This window comes from Amycolatopsis sp. NPDC004747, from assembly GCF_053601335.1.
On record NZ_JBSGBQ010000003.1, the window covers coordinates 37,283 to 55,827 of the forward strand.

General features: G+C 72.9%; 15 protein-coding genes. 5 read left to right on the forward strand and 10 right to left on the reverse strand.

All coding sequences use genetic code 11. From position 1 onward, the window contains the following. The first annotated feature begins 5 nt into the window (after positions 1-5). Complete coding sequence (locus tag ACWEGE_RS05020) at positions 6-653, forward strand: RNA polymerase sigma factor (RefSeq protein ID WP_449659126.1); 648 nt, start codon at positions 6-8, stop codon at positions 651-653. Between the two features lie 202 nt (positions 654-855). On the opposite strand, the gene ACWEGE_RS05025 is transcribed toward ACWEGE_RS05020, so the two are convergent. The 7 genes from ACWEGE_RS05025 to ACWEGE_RS05055 form a co-directional block, all read right to left on the reverse strand. Continuing rightward, positions 856-2,049, reverse strand: a complete 1,194-nt coding sequence (locus ACWEGE_RS05025; protein WP_449659127.1) for an AI-2E family transporter — start codon at positions 2,047-2,049, stop codon at positions 856-858. Between the two features lie 133 nt (positions 2,050-2,182). Then, entirely contained in the window at positions 2,183-3,355 is a 1,173-nt protein-coding gene (locus ACWEGE_RS05030; protein ID WP_449659128.1) for a zinc-dependent alcohol dehydrogenase, read from the reverse strand. Next, complete coding sequence (locus ACWEGE_RS05035) at positions 3,352-3,825, reverse strand: hypothetical protein (protein WP_449659129.1); 474 nt, start codon at positions 3,823-3,825, stop codon at positions 3,352-3,354. The genes ACWEGE_RS05030 and ACWEGE_RS05035 overlap by 4 nt, the downstream gene beginning before the upstream one ends. Positions 3,826-4,137: 312 nt before the next feature. Further along, positions 4,138-6,228, reverse strand: coding sequence for a xanthine dehydrogenase family protein molybdopterin-binding subunit (locus ACWEGE_RS05040; protein WP_449659130.1), 2,091 nt, complete (start codon positions 6,226-6,228; stop codon positions 4,138-4,140). Beyond that, a complete protein-coding gene (locus ACWEGE_RS05045; protein WP_449659131.1) occupies positions 6,225-7,229 on the reverse strand; it encodes an FAD binding domain-containing protein in 1,005 nt (334 codons plus the stop codon). Before ACWEGE_RS05045 ends, ACWEGE_RS05040 begins: the two co-directional genes overlap by 4 nt. Beyond that, the gene (locus ACWEGE_RS05050; protein ID WP_449659132.1) at positions 7,226-7,750 is read right to left on the reverse strand and encodes a (2Fe-2S)-binding protein; all 525 of its coding nucleotides are present in this window, start codon (positions 7,748-7,750) and stop codon (positions 7,226-7,228) included. Before ACWEGE_RS05050 ends, ACWEGE_RS05045 begins: the two co-directional genes overlap by 4 nt. Before the next feature lie 99 nt (positions 7,751-7,849). Beyond that, positions 7,850-8,800, reverse strand: a complete 951-nt coding sequence (locus tag ACWEGE_RS05055; RefSeq protein ID WP_449659133.1) for a zinc-binding dehydrogenase — start codon at positions 8,798-8,800, stop codon at positions 7,850-7,852. 115 nt (positions 8,801-8,915) lie between these two features. Between ACWEGE_RS05055 and ACWEGE_RS05060 the strand changes: the two genes are divergently transcribed. Further along, on the forward strand, positions 8,916-9,353 hold the full coding sequence (locus ACWEGE_RS05060) for a PPOX class F420-dependent oxidoreductase (RefSeq protein ID WP_449659134.1): 438 nt from the start codon (positions 8,916-8,918) through the stop codon (positions 9,351-9,353). Between the two features lie 118 nt (positions 9,354-9,471). Here the strand turns inward: ACWEGE_RS05060 and ACWEGE_RS05065 are convergent, their stop codons facing one another. Together ACWEGE_RS05065 and ACWEGE_RS05070 are read right to left on the reverse strand one after the other, a co-directional pair. Next, positions 9,472-10,107 (reverse strand): response regulator, encoded by a 636-nt coding sequence (locus ACWEGE_RS05065; protein ID WP_449659135.1) that lies wholly within the window; start codon positions 10,105-10,107, stop codon positions 9,472-9,474. Then, positions 10,104-11,321 (reverse strand): sensor histidine kinase, encoded by a 1,218-nt coding sequence (locus ACWEGE_RS05070; RefSeq protein WP_449659136.1) that lies wholly within the window; start codon positions 11,319-11,321, stop codon positions 10,104-10,106. The genes ACWEGE_RS05065 and ACWEGE_RS05070 overlap by 4 nt, the downstream gene beginning before the upstream one ends. 135 nt (positions 11,322-11,456) lie before the next feature. On the opposite strand from ACWEGE_RS05070, the gene ACWEGE_RS05075 reads away from it, so the two are divergent. Both ACWEGE_RS05075 and ACWEGE_RS05080 read left to right on the forward strand, forming a co-directional pair. Next, on the forward strand, positions 11,457-12,533 hold the full coding sequence (locus ACWEGE_RS05075; RefSeq protein WP_449659499.1) for an ABC transporter permease: 1,077 nt from the start codon (positions 11,457-11,459) through the stop codon (positions 12,531-12,533). Next, complete coding sequence (locus ACWEGE_RS05080; RefSeq protein WP_449659137.1) at positions 12,530-13,201, forward strand: ABC transporter ATP-binding protein; 672 nt, start codon at positions 12,530-12,532, stop codon at positions 13,199-13,201. The genes ACWEGE_RS05075 and ACWEGE_RS05080 overlap by 4 nt, the downstream gene beginning before the upstream one ends. Positions 13,202-13,228: 27 nt before the next feature. Here the strand turns inward: ACWEGE_RS05080 and ACWEGE_RS05085 are convergent, their stop codons facing one another. Beyond that, the gene (locus ACWEGE_RS05085) at positions 13,229-17,263 is read right to left on the reverse strand and encodes a CshA/CshB family fibrillar adhesin-related protein (protein ID WP_449659138.1); all 4,035 of its coding nucleotides are present in this window, start codon (positions 17,261-17,263) and stop codon (positions 13,229-13,231) included. Between the two features lie 222 nt (positions 17,264-17,485). On the opposite strand from ACWEGE_RS05085, the gene ACWEGE_RS05090 reads away from it, so the two are divergent. Next, positions 17,486-18,469, forward strand: a complete 984-nt coding sequence (locus ACWEGE_RS05090; RefSeq protein ID WP_449659139.1) for a zinc-binding metallopeptidase family protein — start codon at positions 17,486-17,488, stop codon at positions 18,467-18,469. The last annotated feature ends 76 nt before the right edge of the window (positions 18,470-18,545 follow it).

Genomic DNA, 18,545 nt, shown 5'->3' on the forward strand with positions numbered 1-18,545 from the left:
CGGAGATGACCGACCCAGCGAACCACGGACGCGCTTGGGAACCGCCGAGCACTGACCGGCGCCCGTCCGGCACCCACGAAGTGCACGTCGTGAACCATCCAGGCCATCCCCCGGACTGCGGTGAAATGTATCTACGCCACTTCGCATCCGCACGCGCCTACGCGAGGCAGTTCACGTACAACCACGCGGATGCGGAAGACATCACCGCCGAGGCGTTCGCCCGGATATTCGCCCTGATCCAGCGTGGTCTCGGACCCGGTACCGACGGGTTCAAGACCTACCTCCGGCACACGGTGCGGTCGTGCGCCGTCTCCCACATCAAGAAACGCGAACGGGAGTACTTGGCGGACGGAGCAGTGTTCGCCGGCCTGACCGGCCCGGACGGTCTGGACGCCATCGCCGACCGGCAGGCGACCGCCGACCGGCAAAGCCTGCTGGTACAGGCGTTCGGCGAGCTGTCGGCCAGACACCGGCTGGTGCTGCTGCTGACCGCCGTCGACGGCGTCCAGCCGTCCGTCGTGGCCATGGCGCTCAACAAGACGCCGAATCAGCTGACCGCACTCGCCTACCGTGCCCGCAACAACCTGCGCGACGCCCTTCACCGGCTCGCCGAGCGCGAGGCGCACTCCGGGAACACGGCCGGCCCACAGTGATCACCGGCTGTCGGTGCCTCCACGCCCGGTGATCGTCCGGCCGGCTCCCGCGTCACCGCGGCCGACCGGACGCGCACCTCCTTCGACCCGGCGCCGGTCGCGGACGAACGTGGTCACTCCTCCGCTTTTCGCGGAGGCCGTTCGTTCGCGATCAGCACCGCCATCAAGGGCAGCGGCACTCGTACTGCTCCGAGCCCGGGGTTCAGGTCTGCTCGAGCCGCGGGAACGTGACCTCGTGCAGGACCAGCAGCACTGCCGCGGCGACCGGGATCGCGACGAGCGCGCCGATCACCCCGAGCAGGACCCCGCCGAGCAGGACCGCGACCACCGTGACCAGCGCGGGCACCTTGAGGACCCTGCCGATGATCCGCGGGACCAGCAGGTAGTCCTCGAGCACCCGGTAGACGAGGAAGAACCCGACGGTGGCCACCGCGACCGGCCAGGACACCGTCAGCGCCACCAGCGACACGGCGATCCCGCCGATGACCGTGCCGAGAACCGGGATCAGGTCGAGCAGGGCAACGAGGATCGCGAGCAGCAGCGCGTACGGCACCCCGAAGATCAGCAGCCAACCGAACGTGACCGACCCGGCGATCAAGGAGACCAGCGCATTGCCCAGCACGTAGCCGCCCACCTTGGCGAAGATCTCGTCGCCGATCAGGATCACCCGCGGCCGGCGCGAGCGGGGCGCCAGCCGGTAGAAACCCCGGCGGACGCGCGGCAGGTCCGCCAGGAAGTAGATCGTCAGCACGACCACGACCAGCAGGTCCCCCAGCGTCCCGAGCACGGCCTTGCCTGCCGACAAGGCCGTGTCGAGCACTCCGGCCCCGCCACTGAGCAGCTGCTGCAGGTGCTGCTGCAGCCCGAAGCGGTTGTCGAGCTGCCCCAGCGGGGAACTGCGGTCCTGCAACGTCTGCAGGTACCGCGGCGCCTGGTGCGCAAACGCCGCCGCCTGCTCCACGACCACCGGGATCGCCAGGGCGAGGAACCCGCCGACCACGACCAGCAGCCCGGCCAGCACGGTCAGCACCGCCGCCCAGCGCGGGAACCGGCGGCCCACCAGCCACGACACTGCCGGCTCCACGCCGATCGCCAGGAACAGCGCCAGCCCGATCAGCATGAGGGTGTGCTGCGCCGCGCCGATCGCCTGGGCGAGCACGTAGGCCACCGCCACCCCAGCGGCCCCGAGCAGTCCGACGAAGAACGGCGACTTCCGGTTCAGCCGGCGGCCGGGTTCGCCCAGCGGCCGGGCCGGGGTGCGCAGCAGCGCGGCCTCCGCCTCCGCCTCGGCGACCGTGCCTTCGTCCTCGGTGTGGGGCTGGGCGATCAGGGCGTGGTGCCCCTCGCGCGCGGGACCCGCGCGGTCGCCGCGTTCACCGCCGGAAAACGTTGCCATCGTCGAATCCCTCCGTAGCGCCGGGTGCCGACGAGGGCGAGTTCCCCCATCCGCTGGTTTGAAGCGGTACCGCCAAGACAGCTTCGGATCCGAAGGCGAATCTTCCCGAACGGACGGCGCCGCCGGTGTCCGATCAGAACCGGAAGACCGGTCGCACGCAACCCTGCTGCTTGTGCTTGAACATCTCGTAGCCCTTCGGTCCCTCGTCGAGGGTCATCGGGTGGGTGGCGAAGTGCCGGGTCGGCAGTTCGCCGCGGGCGATGCGGTCGAGGAGGCCGGGGATGTAGCGCTGCCCGTGCTGCTGGGCGCCGCGGAAGACCAGCCCCTTGTTCATCAGCGCCCCGAGCGGGAACTTGTCCACCACACCGGCGAACACGCCCAGGCAGAAGACCGACCCGCCCTTGCGACACGCGTGAATGGCTTCGCGCAGGGCGGTGGGCCGGTCGCTCTGCAGCCGCAGCTGCTGCTTGAGCTGGTCGTAGGCGTACTCGGGGCCGGGGCTGTGGGCCTCCATCCCGACGGCCTCGATGCACACGTCGGGTCCGCGACCGCCGCTGAGCTCGCGCAGCTCGGCGCCGACGTCGGTCCGGGTGTAGTCGAGGGTTTCCGCCCCCATGTGCTCGCGAGCCTGACGCAGCCGTTCGGGAATGCGATCGATGACGATCACCCGCTCGGCGCCGAGCAGCGCCGAGGCGCGCGCGGCAACCTGCCCGACCGCCCCCGCACCCCACACCGCGACGACGTCACCCGGCTTGACGCCACCGAGGTCGGCACCCATCCACCCGGTCGGGCCGGCGTCGGAGGCGAACACGGCGGCCAGGTCGTCGTCCAGCCCGTCCGGGACCGGGAAGCTGCCGTGGTCGGCGAACGGTACCCGGATGTACTCGGCGTGACTGCCGGCCAGGCCACCCAGGGCGTGGGAGTAGCCGAAGCAAGCGCCCACGTCCGCACCCCACAGGGCCTGGGTGATGCCGGAGTTGGTGTTGGCGTTGTCGCACAACGACCACAGGTCATGGGTGCAGTACCAGCAGCTGCCGCAGCCGGCGAACGAGCACACGACGACCCGGTCGCCGACCTTGCGCTTCCGCACGCCCGGGCCGGCCTCGACGATCTCGCCGAGGAACTCGTGCCCGAGCACGTCACCGGCCTGCATGGCGGGGATGTACCCGCCGAGCAGGTGCAGGTCCGAACCGCAGGCCGCACTGGCCCGCACCTTGACGATCACATCGCCGCTGTTGCGGATCTCCGGGTCGGGCACCTGCTCGACCCGAACCTCGTTGATTCCTTCCCAGCACAGTGCCTTCACAGCCGGCCCTCTCCTTGTGCGATGTGGGTGACCCGGCTCAGCAGACGGCCGACCGGGCCCGGGTGGGTGGTCGCGGGCGCGTCGGGGTGGACGATCTCGCCCACCTCGAGGAGGGATTTGGCCTCGCGCAACGCCACCCGCACTCGCTGGCGCGGGTCCTCGCCCTGCAAGCGAGCAGACGCCGAGGCCGGTCCGCGTCGGGTGAGCCGGGCGGCGAGTTCCGTGCCCTTGTCGCCCGGCGCGGGCCGGACCTCGACCTCGACGAGATCGCCGAGCTCCACGAGCGGTGCGGGCAACGATCCGTCGGAGACCTCGTCCGGCGGCCGGAGGATCGTGACGACCAACCACCTGTCCGGAGTCTCGTCGCCCTCCCGCCGACGTCCGGACATCGCCCGCCGTACCGCGCCGATGCCCGCGACTCCTATTCCTGCCACGGTCGCCAGTTCTGCGAACCGAGCCTTTGCCGTCATCTCCGGTCTCCTTCTCCTGGCCGTCCTGGACCGCGGCTCCGGCTTGGGCCGAGCCCGCACCGGCGCTGTTCATTCGAGTCGTGCCCGGTGATCAGCAGGCCATGGCGGGCTTGACAGCGACTGGGTTCCACCGCCATCGCGGCTGTCGAAGTGCCCGTGACCGCGCTCAGATTCCCCCTGCGGTCGCGGGTACACGCGACGCGCCACTTTTTCCTGATTCATGTCGTCCGCCGTATGCGACGGTCGGGCCTACGTCCGGCGAGTCACCTGATCGTGCTACACCTGACCGGTGACGGCTGCACACCCGCAACTTCACGGGAGCGCGGGCAGCAGAGCGTCGAGGGTGATCGGCAGCTTCCGCACCCGGACGCCGGTCGCGTGGTACACCGCGTTCGCGACCGCCGCCGCGGTGCCGACGATGCCGATCTCGCCGACTCCCTTGGTGCCCATCGGGTTCACGTGCGGGTCGTGCTCGTCGAGCCAGTCCGCGCGCAGGTCGCCGACGTCGGCGTTGGTGGCGATGTGGTACTCGGCCAGGTCGTGGTTGACCACGTGCCCGGTGCGCGGGTCGAGCACGCTGTCCTCGAACAACGCCATCGACAACCCCATCGTCATGCCGCCGAGGAGCTGGGATCGGGCGGTCACCGGGTTGACGATCCGGCCGGCCGCGAACGTGCCCCACAGTCGCGGGACGCGGATCTCGCCCGTGTCGGCGTCGATCCGCACCTCGGCGAACTGCGCGCCGAACGCGTACATCGAGTACTGCTCTTCGGCCGGGTTTTCCGGCGTGTCCGCGCTCGCCTCGGCGCCGTCGGCCGGGTCGGTGCCGAACTTGCCGCGGAACGCCTCCGCCGCGGCGACGATCGCCGTTCCCCAGGAGGCGGTGCCGGACGAGCCGCCGGCGACCGTCGCCTTCGGGTAGCGGGTGTCGCCGATGCGGACCTCGACGTTCGACGCGGGCACACCGAGGGCGTCGGCCGCGATCTGCGGCAGGATCGTCCAGGCGCCCGTGCCCAGGTCGGCGGCGCCGATCTCCACGACGTACCGGCCGTCTTCGAACCGGACCAGCGCCGTGGACCCGGGCGAGCGCTTCGCCGGGTACACCGACGCCGCGACGCCGGTCCCGGTCAGCCAGCGGCCCTCGCGGCGGACACCCGGCCGCGGATCGCGGTCCGCCCAGCCGAAGCGCTCGGCTCCCGTGCGCATGCAGGCGACGAGGTTCCGGCTGGAGAACGGCCGTCCGTTCTCCGGATCCCGCTGCGGCTCGTTGCGCACCCGCAGCTCGACCGGGTCCATGCCCAGGGCCACGGCGAGTTCGTCCATCGCGACCTCGGGCCCGAACATGCCGGGGCACTCCCCCGGTGCCCGCATCCACGACGGCACCGGCACGTCCAGCGCGGCGAGCCGGTGACTGGTGGCCCGGTTCGGCACCGCGTACATCATCCTCGCGGGCACCGCGGTCTGCTCGGCGAACTCCTTGATCCGCGAGGTTTGCTCGACGACGTCGACCCGCAGCGCGCGCAGGCGCCCGTCCCGGTCCGCGCCGAGCCGGACGCGCTGGATCGTGGGCGTGCGGTACCCGGCGAGGGCGAACATCTGCTGCCGGGTCAGCGCCAGCTTCACCGGGCGGCCCGGCACCGCGCGGGCAGCCAGCGCGGCGAGCACGACGTTCGCGTGCGGCGTGCCCTTCGAGCCGAAGCCGCCGCCGACGTACGGGCAGCGGACCCGGACTTTGTCCTCGGGCAGACCGAACACCTCGGCGACGGTGGAACGGACCGGGTGGACGCCCTGGGTGGAGTCCCACAGGTCGAGTATCCCGTTGTCCCACAATGCGGTGGTCGCGTGCGGCTCCAACGGGTTGTTGTGCTGCATGGCCGTCGTGTAGGTCCCCCCGACGGTCACTTCGGCGCCTTCGAGTCCGGCGTCGGCGTCACCCTGCGCGGTGTCGGTCGGGAAGTCCGGGTTCACCGAGTCCGGCGCATACAGGTCGTCGCGGCCGGCGCGCAGCTCGACGTCGTGCGGCTCGACGTCGTACTCGACGGCCACCAGCTCCGCGGCGTGCCGGGCGATCTCCGGTGTCTCGGCCAGCACCAACGCGACCACGTGACCGCGGAAGGGCACCTCGCGAGCCTGCAGCACGGCCAGCTCGGCGTCCTCGGTGCTCGCCAGCCGCTCGGCGGTGAACGGCGTGATCACCTGCACGACGCCGTCGAGGCTTTCGGCGGCCACGGTGGCGATCCGGGCGCAGCGGCCGCGGCCGATCGTGGCCTGCACCGGGTGGCAGTACACCGGCCGGTCCGCCGGCGCTTCGAAGGCGTACGGCGCGGTCCCGGTCACCTTGGCCGGGCCGTCACGGCGGGTGGTGGCGGTGCCGATGGCGTGGGGTTCAAGCAGTTCGGTCATCGGGTCCGCTCCTCGGTCGTCACCTCGCGCAGCACCGCGGCCAGGGTGCGGCGGACGAGCGGGATCTTGAACGCGTTCCCGCCGTCGACGCCGTCGAGCGCGCGGGCCCCGGCCAGCTCGGCGTCCGCGGCCGCCGCGAACACGTCCTCGCCCGGCCGGGCACCGCGCAGCACGGCCTCCGCTTCGGTGGCCCGCCACGGTTTGTGCGCCACCCCTCCGAACGCGACGCGGACATCGGCGATCGCGCCGTCCACAAGGGACACGCCGGCGGCGACGGAAACCAGGGCGAACGCGTACGAGGCCCGGTCGTGGACCTTGCGGTAGGCGGATCGCTGCGCCCACGGCACGGCGGGCAGGGTGAAGCCGGTGATCAGCTCGCCGTGTTCGAGGACGGTGTCGCGTTCCGGGTGCTCGCCGGGCAGCCGGTGCAGGTCGGTGAAAGCGATTTCCCGCTCACCACCGGGCCTCGCGACGTGCACCCGCGCGTCCAGGGCGCTCAGCGCGACGGCCATGTCGGACGGGTGCGTCGCCACGCACGCCTCGGACGCGCCGAGGATCGCGTGCTGGCGCGTGGCGCCGCCGACCGCCGAGCAGCCCGAGCCGGGTTCCCGCTTGTTGCACGGCGTCGTCACGTCCTGGAAGTACAGGCATCGCGTGCGCTGCAACGGGTTTCCCCCGGTCGTGGCCATGTTGCGCAGCTGGGCGGAGGCCCCGGCGAGGAGCGCCTCGGCCAGCACCGGACAGCGTCGCCGGACCACGGGGTGCGCGGCCAGGTCGCTGTTGCGGACGCCGGCGCCGACGAACAGGCTGCCGTCTTCGGTCTCGCGGATCTCATCCGACGTCACACCGGTGACGTCGACGACCCGGTCCGGCCGAGCGACCCCCAGCTTGAAGTGATCGACAAGGTTCGTGCCCCCGCCCAGGAACACCGCGCCCGGCTCGGCGGCCCACCGCACGGCCTCGGCCACCGTGGCCGGCTTGGCGAAGGTGAAGGTCTTCACCGCAACTCCCGGACCGCGGCGACGATCCCGGCGTAGGCGCCGCAGCGGCAGAGGTTCCCGCTCATCCGTTCGGCGATCTCCTCGTCGGACCACTGTGGAGCGCTGTGCACGGGCGAGGTGACGTGGCTGGGGACGCCGTCGGCGAACTCGGCCAGCAACCCGGCCGCGGAGCAGATCTGCCCCGGCGTGCAGTACCCGCACTGGAAGGCGTCGTTGTCGAGGAAGGCCTGCTGGACGGGGTGCAGTTCGCCGTCGCGGGCGAGCCCCGCCGCCGTCGTGACGTCGGCGCCGTCGCAGGTCACGGCCAGGGTCAGGCAGGCCAGCACCCGGCGGCCGCCGACCAGCACCGTGCACGCGCCGCACTGGCCGTGGTCGCAGCCCTTCTTCGCGACCGGCTCGCCCAGCTGGTCGCGGATCAGGTCGAGCAGGGTCCGTCGCGGGTCGACCACGAGCCGGTGCTCGGTGCCGTCGACCCGCACCCCGATCGTGGGATCCGTTCCGGTGTCTTCGCTCGCTGCCATGGGCTGCCCTCTCGGTGGGATCACTCGGCGTACCCGTTCGAGGCGGAGCAAAACCGCCAGGGGTCCGGGCCGCGCCCGCCCCTTCGTGAGCAATCGCGCTCAAGAGAGGTCGAGGATCGTCTTTCCCCGGCCGTGCCCGGAATCGAGCCGTTCGTGCGCTTTGCGCACCTGATCCAGTGGCAGGACCTCTTCGACGACCGGCCGGGCCTGACGGCGTTCGAACACCGGTGTCATCTCCTCCAGGCGACGGCGCTCCCGGGTGAGCATGATCCCGTGCAGCTGCTGGTTCCGCTGGTACAGCGGGCTCAGCTCGCCCTTGGGCGGCAGCACCGTCGCGATCCGGCCGAACGCGCGGGCAGCCGCACAGCTCTTCACGAGGTTTTCCCCGCCGACGAGGTCCAGCACCGCGTCGACGCCCGTGCCGCCGGTGTGCTCCAGCGCCACCTCGACCGGATCGGCTTCGCGGTAGTCGATCGGCTCGGCGCCGAGGTCCCGCAGCAGGTCCTGGTTGGCCGGGCCGGCCGTGGCCAGCACCCGGGCGCCCGCCACGGTGGCGAACTGCACGGCGAACGTGCCGACCCCGCCGGCGCCGGCGTGCACCAGCACCGTCTCCCCGGGACGCACGGCCAGCCGCCGGACGATCGCCTCCCACGCGGTGCCCCCGGCCAGTGGAATCGCCGCCGCTTCGACGTGACTGAGCCCGCGGGGCTTCGGCGCGACGATGGCCGCGGCCACGACGTTCAGCTCGGTGTAGCTTCCCGACCGCGAGGCCATTTCCGGCGTGTAGAAGACCTCGTCACCCCGGGCGAAATCGGTCACCCCGGGGCCGACCGCCTCCACGACGCCGGAGACGTCACCGCCGAGGACCGCGGGAAGCTCAAGGTCCGGGATCGCCACCCCCTGCCGGATCTTCGCCTCCACTGGGTTCGTCCCCGACGCGAGCACCCGGACGAGGAGCTCCCCCGGCCCCGGCTCGGGCCGCTCGACCTCCGTCAGGGTCAAGACGTCAGGGCCGCCGAATTCCGTCATCACCACGGCTTGCACAGACATCCCGTCCGCGTACCCGGTCGCGGCCCGGAGAAACCACTTCCGTTTGCCGCCCGCGCGCCCGGGTAGCCGATCGGCGTGACGCACCGCGCGCCGCGCCCGACCGGAAGGAGCCGACGTGCCCGCACGCACCGCCGATGGCCCGGAACTGATGCCCGAGACCGAGGAATTGGCCACCGGCAAGAACTTCGCCGCGGTCACCACCGTCCTGCCCAGCGGGCGGCTGCAGACCCAGATGATCTGGGTCGACGTCGAAGACGGCGAAATCGTGCTCAACACCGAAACCCACCGCACCAAGGCCCACAACGTCGCCCGCGACCCGCGGATCACCGTGCTCATCCGCGACGAGCAGAACCCCTACCGCTACGCCGAGGTCCGGGGCAAGGTGACCGGCGTCGAGAACGGCGAACGCGCCCGCCGCCAGGTCGACCGGCTCTCCCGCAAGTACAACGGCGAGGACTACCCGCCTGGCAACATCAAGTCCGAACGCGTCATCCTGCGCGTGACCCCGGAGCGGCAGACCTACATCGACCAGGCCAAGGGCGTCGCCGACTGACTTCACCGGTACACCCGGACCGGACCTGGGAACCGCTCGACGAACGCGACCACTGGTCCGGCCGGGTGGCCAAGCAGGTGCCCCGGCTCCGGTTCGACCTCCAAACGGGCCGCCCGCGTCAGCGGCGGATGAGCCCCAGGTCCGTCGCGGTCGCCACCGCGGCGGTGCGGGAGTCGACGCCGAGTTTGGTGTAGCAGCGCGCCAGGTGCGACTTCACCGTGCCTTCGGTGAGGTGCAGGCGCTGCGCGATGGCCCGGTTGGACAGCCCGTCGGCGACCAGGGTGAGGACCTCGATCTCCCGGCGGGTGACCGCGACATCGGGTCGGCGCATCCGATCGAGGAGCCGGTCGGCGACGGTCGGCGCCAAGGTGGTGCGGCCGGCCGCGGCGGTCCGCACCGCGGCGGCCAGTTCGTCGGGATCGGCGTCCTTGAGCAGGTACCCGGTGGCGCCGGCCTCGATGGCGGGCAGGGTGTCGGCGTCGGTGTCGTAGGTGGTGACGACCAGGACGCGGGGCGCGCCCGGCCGCGCGGTGATCGCCGCGGTCGCGTCGGCTCCGGTCATCCCGGGCCCGAACTGCAGGTCCATCAGGACCACGTCGATGTCTCCTTCGGCTGCCCGCGCCACGGCGGCTTCGGCTGTCGCGGCCTCGGCGACCACCACGAGACCGGGCTCGGTCTCCAGCACCGCGCGCAGTCCCGCCCGCACGACGGGGTGGTCGTCGGCCAGCAGCAGCCGGATCGGGGTGCCGGTCACGGCCGGGCCTCGAGCCGGGTGCCGTCGGGCCGGGGCAGGGGAAGCCGGGCGGCCAGCGCCGTGCCACGACCGGGTGCCGACTCGACGGTGAAGGAACCACCCAGCGCCCCGCTGCGGGCACGCATCGCGGCGAGCCCGAACCCGCCTTCGCCGGGATCGGCCGCGGGCAGTGTCCCGACGTCGAAGCCGGCGCCGTCGTCGACGACGTCGAGGGCGACCTCGTCACCGAGGTAGCTCAGGGTGAGCTCGGCGGTGACGGCGCCGGCGTGCCGGACGGTGTTGGCGAGCGCGGCCTGGGCGATGCGCAGCAGCGCGACCTCGTGCGCGGCCGGCAGCGGGACCGGGTCGCCGGTGACGTGGAAGCTCGCGGTGAGCCGGTGCCGGGTACTGGTGGTGGCGCACAGGCGTTCCAGCGCACCGGCCAGCGTGGTGTCGTCGAGCGCCGGTGGGGTGAGCGCGGCGACGAAGCGGCGCGCCTCGGCGAGGTTGTCCGCGGCGGCCTGGCGGGCCTGCTCCACGTAGCGAGCGGCGTTGCCCGACGTTTCGGGCAAAGACCGCCCGGCGGCCCTCAGCAGCAGCTGGATGCTCGACAGCCCTTGAGCGAGGGTGTCGTGGATCTCGCGGGCCAGGCGCTCCCGCTCGGCCAGCACCCCGGCGGTGTGCTGCGCCTCGGCCAGGTCGGCGCGCGTGCCGGTCAGCTCCTCGATCAACCGCTGCCGGCGTTCGCTCTCCCGGTACAGCGCCTGGTAGCCCCACACCACGGCGACCGCGACGGCCGCACCGAGCGCCGGGCCGATCGCGGCTGCCGGGCTGAACCCATCCTGATGGGCGGCGAAGGCGGCGATCGCGACCACCGCCGTCGCGACCACCGCGGCCAGTCCGAAGCGGCGCGGCAGCAGGTGCAGCTGCAGGAAGTACAGCGGGAACGCGACCCACACCCCGTCGGCGGTCAGCACCACCAGCACGAGCCACCCGGCGCTCAGCAGCGCCAGCCACGCCGCGGCGGCCCACCGCGACGCGCGGACACGCGGCAGCAGCGGCCCGGCCGCGTACACCACGGCGCACGCCACCACCACCGCGACGACCGCGCCGGCCCGATCCTGGCCCCCGGCCACGGCCCGCACCGCCGCCAAGGCGAGCAGGGCGAGCACCAGCAGGTGCAGGCACCAGGTCAGCACCCGGCTGGTCGGGGTCAGGGCAGGAGCGGTGTTCACAGTGCTTCCCAGCCTACGGAGCCGTGGCTCGAGCCACCTCTATCGAAAGGTGGAGACGGCGCGCCGCAGTCCGGCCCCGGAAGTGCCATCCCCGGCCCGATGCCGCAGCGGTGGTGCGCGACGACGATCGACGCCATGTTCGTCGCCTGGAGAGACCTCAAGTTCGCCAACGGGCGCTTCGCCCTGATGGGCACCGTCATCGTGCTGATCACCCTGCTGGTCGGCCTGCTGTCCGGGCTGACCGCCGGGCTCGGCAGGCAGAACGTGTCCGCCATCACCGGCCTGGCCGCCGACAAGATCGCCTTCGCCGCCCCCACCGGCGGCCAGAGCCTGTCCTACGCCAACTCCGCCGTCACCCGGGCGCAGTGGCAGCGGTGGTCGGCCACGCCCGGGGTCACCAGCGCCGAACCGCTGGGCATCACCACCACCAAAGCCGACGCCGGCGACCGCAGCACCGGCGTCTCGGCCTTCGGTGTCCTCCCCGGCTCCGGCCTCGCCCCGGACTCCGGCCGGCTCACCGAGCACTCCGTGGTCCTGTCCGAGCCCGCCGCCGCCGACCTGGGCACTCGGCCCGGCGGCAGCATCACCCTGGCCGGACGGCGGCTCACCGTGGCCGCGGTGTCCGGCGACGCCTCGTACAGCCACACCCCCGTCGTCTGGACCACCCTCGCCACCTGGCGGGCGATCGCCCCGCCGACCGGCGGGGACGCGACCGTGATCGCCCTGACCACGACGTCCGGCGCCGACCTCGCCACCACCGACCACGCGGCAGGCACCACCACCGTCTCCCGCGACGACTCCCTGGCCGCGATCGGCTCCTACACCTCCGAAAACGGCTCCCTGCAGCTGATGCGCGGCTTCCTGTTCGCCATCTCCGCCCTGGTCATCGGCGCCTTCTTCACCGTCTGGACCATCCAGCGCAGCGCCGACATCGCCGTCCTCAAGGCACTGGGCGCCACCACGGCGGCCCTGCTCAAGGACGCGCTCGGGCAGGCCGTCGTCCTGCTCGCCGGCGGCACCCTGGCCGGCACCGGGCTCGCCGCCGCACTCGGCGCCGCGCTCGCCGGCACCGCCGTTCCCTTCGTCCTCACCCCCGCCACCGTGCTCGTCCCGGCCGCCGCCATGGTTCTGCTCGGCGCGCTCGGCGCCGCGCTCGCCATCCGCCGCATCACCTCCGTCGACCCGCTGACCGCACTCGGGAGCGCCCGATGAGCCTCGCCCTGACCGACGTCACCCTCACCTACCCCGACGGCGACACCCGCCTCACCGCACTCGACCACGTCACCCTCGACGTCCCCCGCGGCACCCTGACCGCGCTGGTCGGCCCGTCGGGTTCGGGCAAGTCCAGCCTGCTGGCCGTCGCCGCCGCCCTGATCACGCCCGACTCCGGCACCGTCGTCATCGACGGCACCACCGCCACCGGCCTCCCCCGCCGCGAACTCACCGATCTGCGCCGCCACAAGATCGGCATCGTCTTCCAGCAACCCAACCTGCTGCCCGCCCTGACCGCCGCCGAACAACTCCAGGTCATGGCGGCCATCGACGGCCGCTCCCCGGCCAAGGCCCGCACCCGCGCGCTGGACCTGCTCGACGCCGTCGGGCTCGCCCCCCAGGCCGGCCGCCTCCCGCACCAGCTCTCCGGCGGCCAGCGCCAGCGCGTCAACATCGCCCGCGCCCTGATGAACGACCCCACCGTTCTCCTGGTCGACGAACCCACCAGCGCCCTCGACCACGAGCGGGGAGCCGCCGTCCTCGACCTCCTCACCCGCCTCACCCACCAGCGCGCGACCGCGACCGTCCTGGTCACCCACGACCGCGCCCACCTCACCACCGTCGACCGGATCGCCGAAGTCCACGACGGCCGCGTGACGACCGCATGAGGGGGTCCGGGGCCTGCCCCGGCCGGCTCACCGGGTCACGTCCCGCCGCCTGACGGCCGCGCACAGCGCTACCCCGGCCAGGAGCAGCACGCTCGCCAGGCCGAGCAGCCTGCCCACGTCCGTGCCGGTGCCGGGGAGCCGGTGCGGGCCGCCGGTCGGTGCCGGTGCTACCGGGACGTCGGCGACCGCCTGCCCGGCGGGGACCGGCGACCCGTCGGGCCCGGTGCCGGCCGCGGTGGCGACGTTGCGCACCCGGCCGGCGGCCACGTCGGCGGCGGTGACGGTGTGCGCGGGCACCGTGCACGTCATCGCCTGGCCCGGCGCCAGCTCGGTCGCCGGGCAGGTCGCCACGCCCGCGGACGGGTCGTCGACCCGGATCTCCCGGACGGTGACCGCACCGGTGTTGCCGACCGTGACCGTCCACTCGATCCGGTCACCGGCGCCGGTCACGCGGTCGCCGTTCACGTCGACCGGCCGGGCCGATTTGGTGATCGCGAGTGCCGCGGCGGCGGTGACCCGCACCGTCGCGCTCGCGGGCGCCGACTCCGCCGCCGGACCGCCCGCCGGCGGGGTACCCGACGCGACGGCGGTGTTGTCGATCCGCCCGGCGTCCACATCGGACTGCGTGACCCGGTAGGCCGCCGTGCACGTCACGTGCTGCCCCGGCGCCAGCGGACCGGCCGGGCACACCGGGACCGGTGTCCCTCCGCTGCCGGTGAAGCGGGTTTCGCGGATCGCGAGCGCTTCGAGCGTCACATTGCCGGTGTTGGTGACGACGAACGAGTAGGTGACCTCCTGCCCGGCCGCGGAAACCGTGCCCGGCGAAGCCGTCTTCGCCAGGGTGAGCGCGGCGTCCGGCGGCGTCGGCACGACGACCGTCGACGGATCCGAAACCGGCGGGTCGCCTTGGGGCGGGGTACCGGTGGCGACGGCCGTGTTGGCCACCCTTCCGGCGTCCACATCGGACTGCGTGAGCACGTAGGCGGCGGTGCACACCGCCTGCTCCCCCGGAGCCAGCGCGGCCACCGTCGCGCCGCCGCCCGGGCAGGACGGCGGGGACAGCCGGCCGGTGCCCGAGAACGCCGTTTCGCGCACCGTGACCGCGGTCAGCGTGCGGTTCCCGGTGTTGGTGACCACGAAGGAATAGGTGACCGTCTGCCCGGCGCGGAAGTGGCCGCCGTCGGCCGGGTCGGCCGACTTGACCAGCGACAGCCCCGGCTTGCCTGGCACGGTCGCCTTCGCCCGCGACGGGCCGGAGGTGACCGGTTCGCCGCCGGGACCGGTGCCGGTCGCCTCGGCCGTGTTGGTCACCGTTCCGGCGTCGGCGTCGGCCTGGGTCAGGGTGTAGGTGGCCGTGCAGGTCTGTGCCTGCCCGGGCGCCAGCGTCCGCGACGGGCATTCGACGACCGGCGCCTGGCCCGTGCCGGTGAACTCCGTCTCGCGCACGGACACCCCGGTGAGGGTGCGGTTACCGGTGTTGGTCACGGCGAAGCGGTAACTCACCGTCTCGCCCGCGCCGGCCACTGTGGCCGGTTCGACGGACTTCACCAGGGTGAGCGCCGCCCCGCCACCGGCGGTCACGACCGCCGTCGCGGGCGGCGTCGTCACCGGCGGCAAGCCCGGGGGCGGGGTGCCCGCCGCCGTGGCGCTGTTGGTGATGCGGCCGGCGTCGAGGTCGGCCTGGGTCACCGCGTAGTCCGCCGTGCAGGTGACGACCTGGCCGGGCGCGAGCACCGCGCTCCCGGCCGGGCAGGTGACCGCGCCCAGCGGTCCGCTGCCGCTGAAGGCGCCCTCGGTGATCGCCACCTCGGTCAGCGTCACGGTGCCGGTGTTCTCCAGCGTGAACGAGTAGCGAACCGGCTCCCCCACGGACGTCACGACGGCCGGGCGGGCGGACTTCGCCAGGGTCAAGGCGGCCGAGCGCGTGGCGGTCACCTTCGCCGACGATGGCTCCGACGTGGTCGGCTTCGTCGCGCGGGGTGGCGTTCCGCGCGCGACAGCGGTGTTCTCCACCGCACCCGCGTCGACGTCGGCCTGCGTGACCGCGTAGGTCGCCCGGCACGTCTGCACGGCCCCCGGGGCGAGCACGGTCTCCGGACAGGTGACGACGGGGGCCGGGCCGGAGCCGGTGAAGCGGGTCTCGTCGACGCCGACGTCGCGCAAAGTCACGTCACCGGTGTTCGTGACCACGAACGTGTAGCCGACGGACTGGCCGGCGCGGTCGACGGTCAGCGGGTCGGCCGTCTTGACCAGGGTGATCGCCGGGTGTGCGGGCGTCGGGATCGAGACGCTCGAGGGGTTCGACGTGGTCGGGACCCGCGAGCCGGGCTGCTTGCCGTGCGCAGTGGCGGTGTTGTCGAGCCGGCCCGCGTCGACGTCGGCCTGGGTCAGCACATAGGTGGCGGTGCACGTCGTGCTCGCGCCGGGAGCCAGCGTGGTGACCGGGCAGCCGGCGGCGGGCAGGACACCGCTGCCGGAGAACGCGGTTTCGTCGACCGCGATGTCGTTCAGCGGCACGTTGCCGGTGTTGGTCACCAGGAAGGAGTAGGTGATCGGCCGGCCGGCGGTGTACGCGTCCGGGTTGTCGGGTGAGGCCGACTTCTTCAGCGTCAGCGCCGGAGCCGGCTTCTCGGTCGGGGTGCGGGTCGACGACGGGTCGGACGTCACCCGGGTGGCACTGCCCGGCGGCAGCCCGGAGGCCGTCGCGGTGTTGACCGCCGCCCCGGCGTTCTCGTCGGCCGGAGTGATGACGTACGGCGCCTGCGCGGTGCAGGTCTGCGACTCCCCCGGTGCGAGGCTCGGGCGGGGGCAGGCGACCGGCCCGGCCTTCGCGTCCGCCACGGCGATGTCGTGCAGTTCGAGCGCGCCGGTGTTGGTGACGGTGAAGGTGTACCCGATGGTGTCGCCCGCGTCGGTGATCCCGTTGCCGTTCACGTCGACCGGTGTGGCGGCGTGCTTCTCCAGCTTCAGCGTCGCGGGCTTCCCCGTGTTCGTGACCGTGCAGGACACGAAGTCGCCGATGCCGACGTGCACCCGGGCCGAACCACCGGCGTCACCGGCGGGCAGTTCCCCGTCCGCCTTGCCGTTGCGGGTGCAGGACCACGCTCTGTCGTAATTGGACTCGAGCCCGGAAGTCGTGGTCTCGCGCAGGGTGTAGTCACCGCCGCGGGCACCGGCCAGCACCGTGACTTCACCGGTGCTCGCCGAAGTGCCGCCCCCGGTGTCGGCCGAGGCGAGCACGCTGCCACCCGGCGCCGCGACCGAGACCCCGAAGGAGTCGCCGGGGAAGCCCCGCACGACCTTCTTGGTCAGCTGCAGACTCGAGACCAGCACGCCGAACCCGACCGCCTGGCGCCCGCCGCCGACCATGCGCTGGCTGAACGACGTGGGGTCTTCGGCGGAGATGATCGCGGTGCCGGTCTTGTTGGCGCCCGTGCGCCCGGCGCACCGCACCGTCCGCGTGCCGATGCCGCTGTACCCGCCGCCGCAGGCGTTCCCGATCCCCGGATCGGACCCGGTCGCGGTCAGGGATTCGAGCGGCGAAGACGAGGTCCACTCGATCGACTCGCCGGCATCGGTCGACTCCGCGTCCGCTCCCACCAGCCCGTAGCCCTGCACCACCGCCCCGGCGCTGTCGGTGGCCACGATGTCGCTCAGCGCGGCGACCGTCGTCGTGCCGGAAGCGGTCTGGTACAGCGCCGGCCGCCCCGGCACGCCCGTGTAGTGCCCGGAGTTGCCCAGGTAGGCCGCGGAATAGGTCGGGAGCCGGTTCGCGGCGACGGGGCCGCCGGAGACCTTGAGCGTGACCGCCAGCCGGTAGCCGCCGGGCAGCGCGAAGGTCAGCCGCTGGCCCGCCGCGGACGTGGCCTCCGCGGCGTCGTAGCCGGACAGGTCGAACCAGCACAGCGTCCGCGCGTAGGTGCCGGTTCCCGCCGACGCGAACCCGCAGTCGTGCGTCGCGGCGGTGGCGCGCGCGACCGGCCCGAACGCGAACACGCACCCCGCGAGCACTGTCGCCACCACCAGGAGCGCCGGCACCTTCCGCCGTGACCCGCCACCCATCCGATCGACACCTCCGCCTCGGCTGCTGCTCCGGTCATCGTGCGTGACCGGCCCGAAAACAGCTGGCAGAAAGATGATCATTCAATCGATCGTGGTCACCCGGGCGTCGTCGTCGCGGGTGACGTGACGACCAGCACAAGTTCGTCCGGGACAGCCACGGGGTAACTTCCGGCGGACGTCCCGTGAAACGGCGCGCTCCCGGCCCGAACCGAAGGGAAACCCATGCGGACCTTTACCTGCCCGGAATGCGCGAACCTGTTGTTCTTCGAGAACTCGGCCTGCGTGGTGTGCGGCACCGGCGTCGGCTTCGACCGCGCGAGCGCGTCGATGGTCCGGGCGGGCGGGAACCGGCGCTGCGCCAACGCCGAGCTCGCCGGGTGCAACTGGCTCGCTGCCGGCGGCCCGCTGTGCGGTTGCTGCGCCCTGACCCGGACCCGCCCGGCCGACAAGGACGTCGACGACACCTTCCGGGTCGCCGAGGCCGCCAAACGGCGGCTGCTCTACCAGCTCGACGACCTCGGCCTCCCCACCACGCCACGCACCGACGACCCGGAGCACGGGCTGGCGTTCGACCTGCTGTCCAGCGCCGAGGAGCCGGTGACCACCGGGCACGCCGGCGGCGTGATCACCATCGACCTCGCCGAAGGCGACGCCGGGTTCCGCGAAGGGCTGCGCGTACAGCTGGCCGAGCCCTACCGCACGATGCTCGGGCACGTCCGCCACGAGGTCGGCCATTGGTACTGGGACGTGCTGATCGCCGCCGACCCCGGCGAGTTCCGGCGCGTCTTCGGCGACGAGCGCGCCGACTACCGGGAAGCCTTGGCGACGCACTACGCGAGCGAGCCCGGCACCCGCTGGGCCGAGACCCACGTCAGCCACTACGCGGCCGCGCACCCGTGGGAGGACTGGGCGGAGACGTTCGCCCACCTGCTGCACATCCGCGACACGGTCCAGACCGCCGCCGCACTGGGTGTGCTCGTCGCCGGCACGCCGATCGCGCCGCACCCGGGCACCCAGGTCGACGCGGACCCCGAAGACCACCCGCGTGACTTCGATGCCCTGATGGCCACCTGGGTCCCGCTGTCGCGGGCGCTGAACCAGCTCAACCGCAGCATGGGCAAGGACGACCTGTACCCGTTCGCGCTGTCACCGGCCGTCCAGGAGAAACTCCGGTTCGTCGACCGCAGGCTCGGCCGAGCCGAGTGACTCGGCCGTCGACCGGGCCGGCTGCCGAGGATGTCGTAGGTGCAGCCGATGAGCCGGTTGCGGGCGTCAGTGGTGG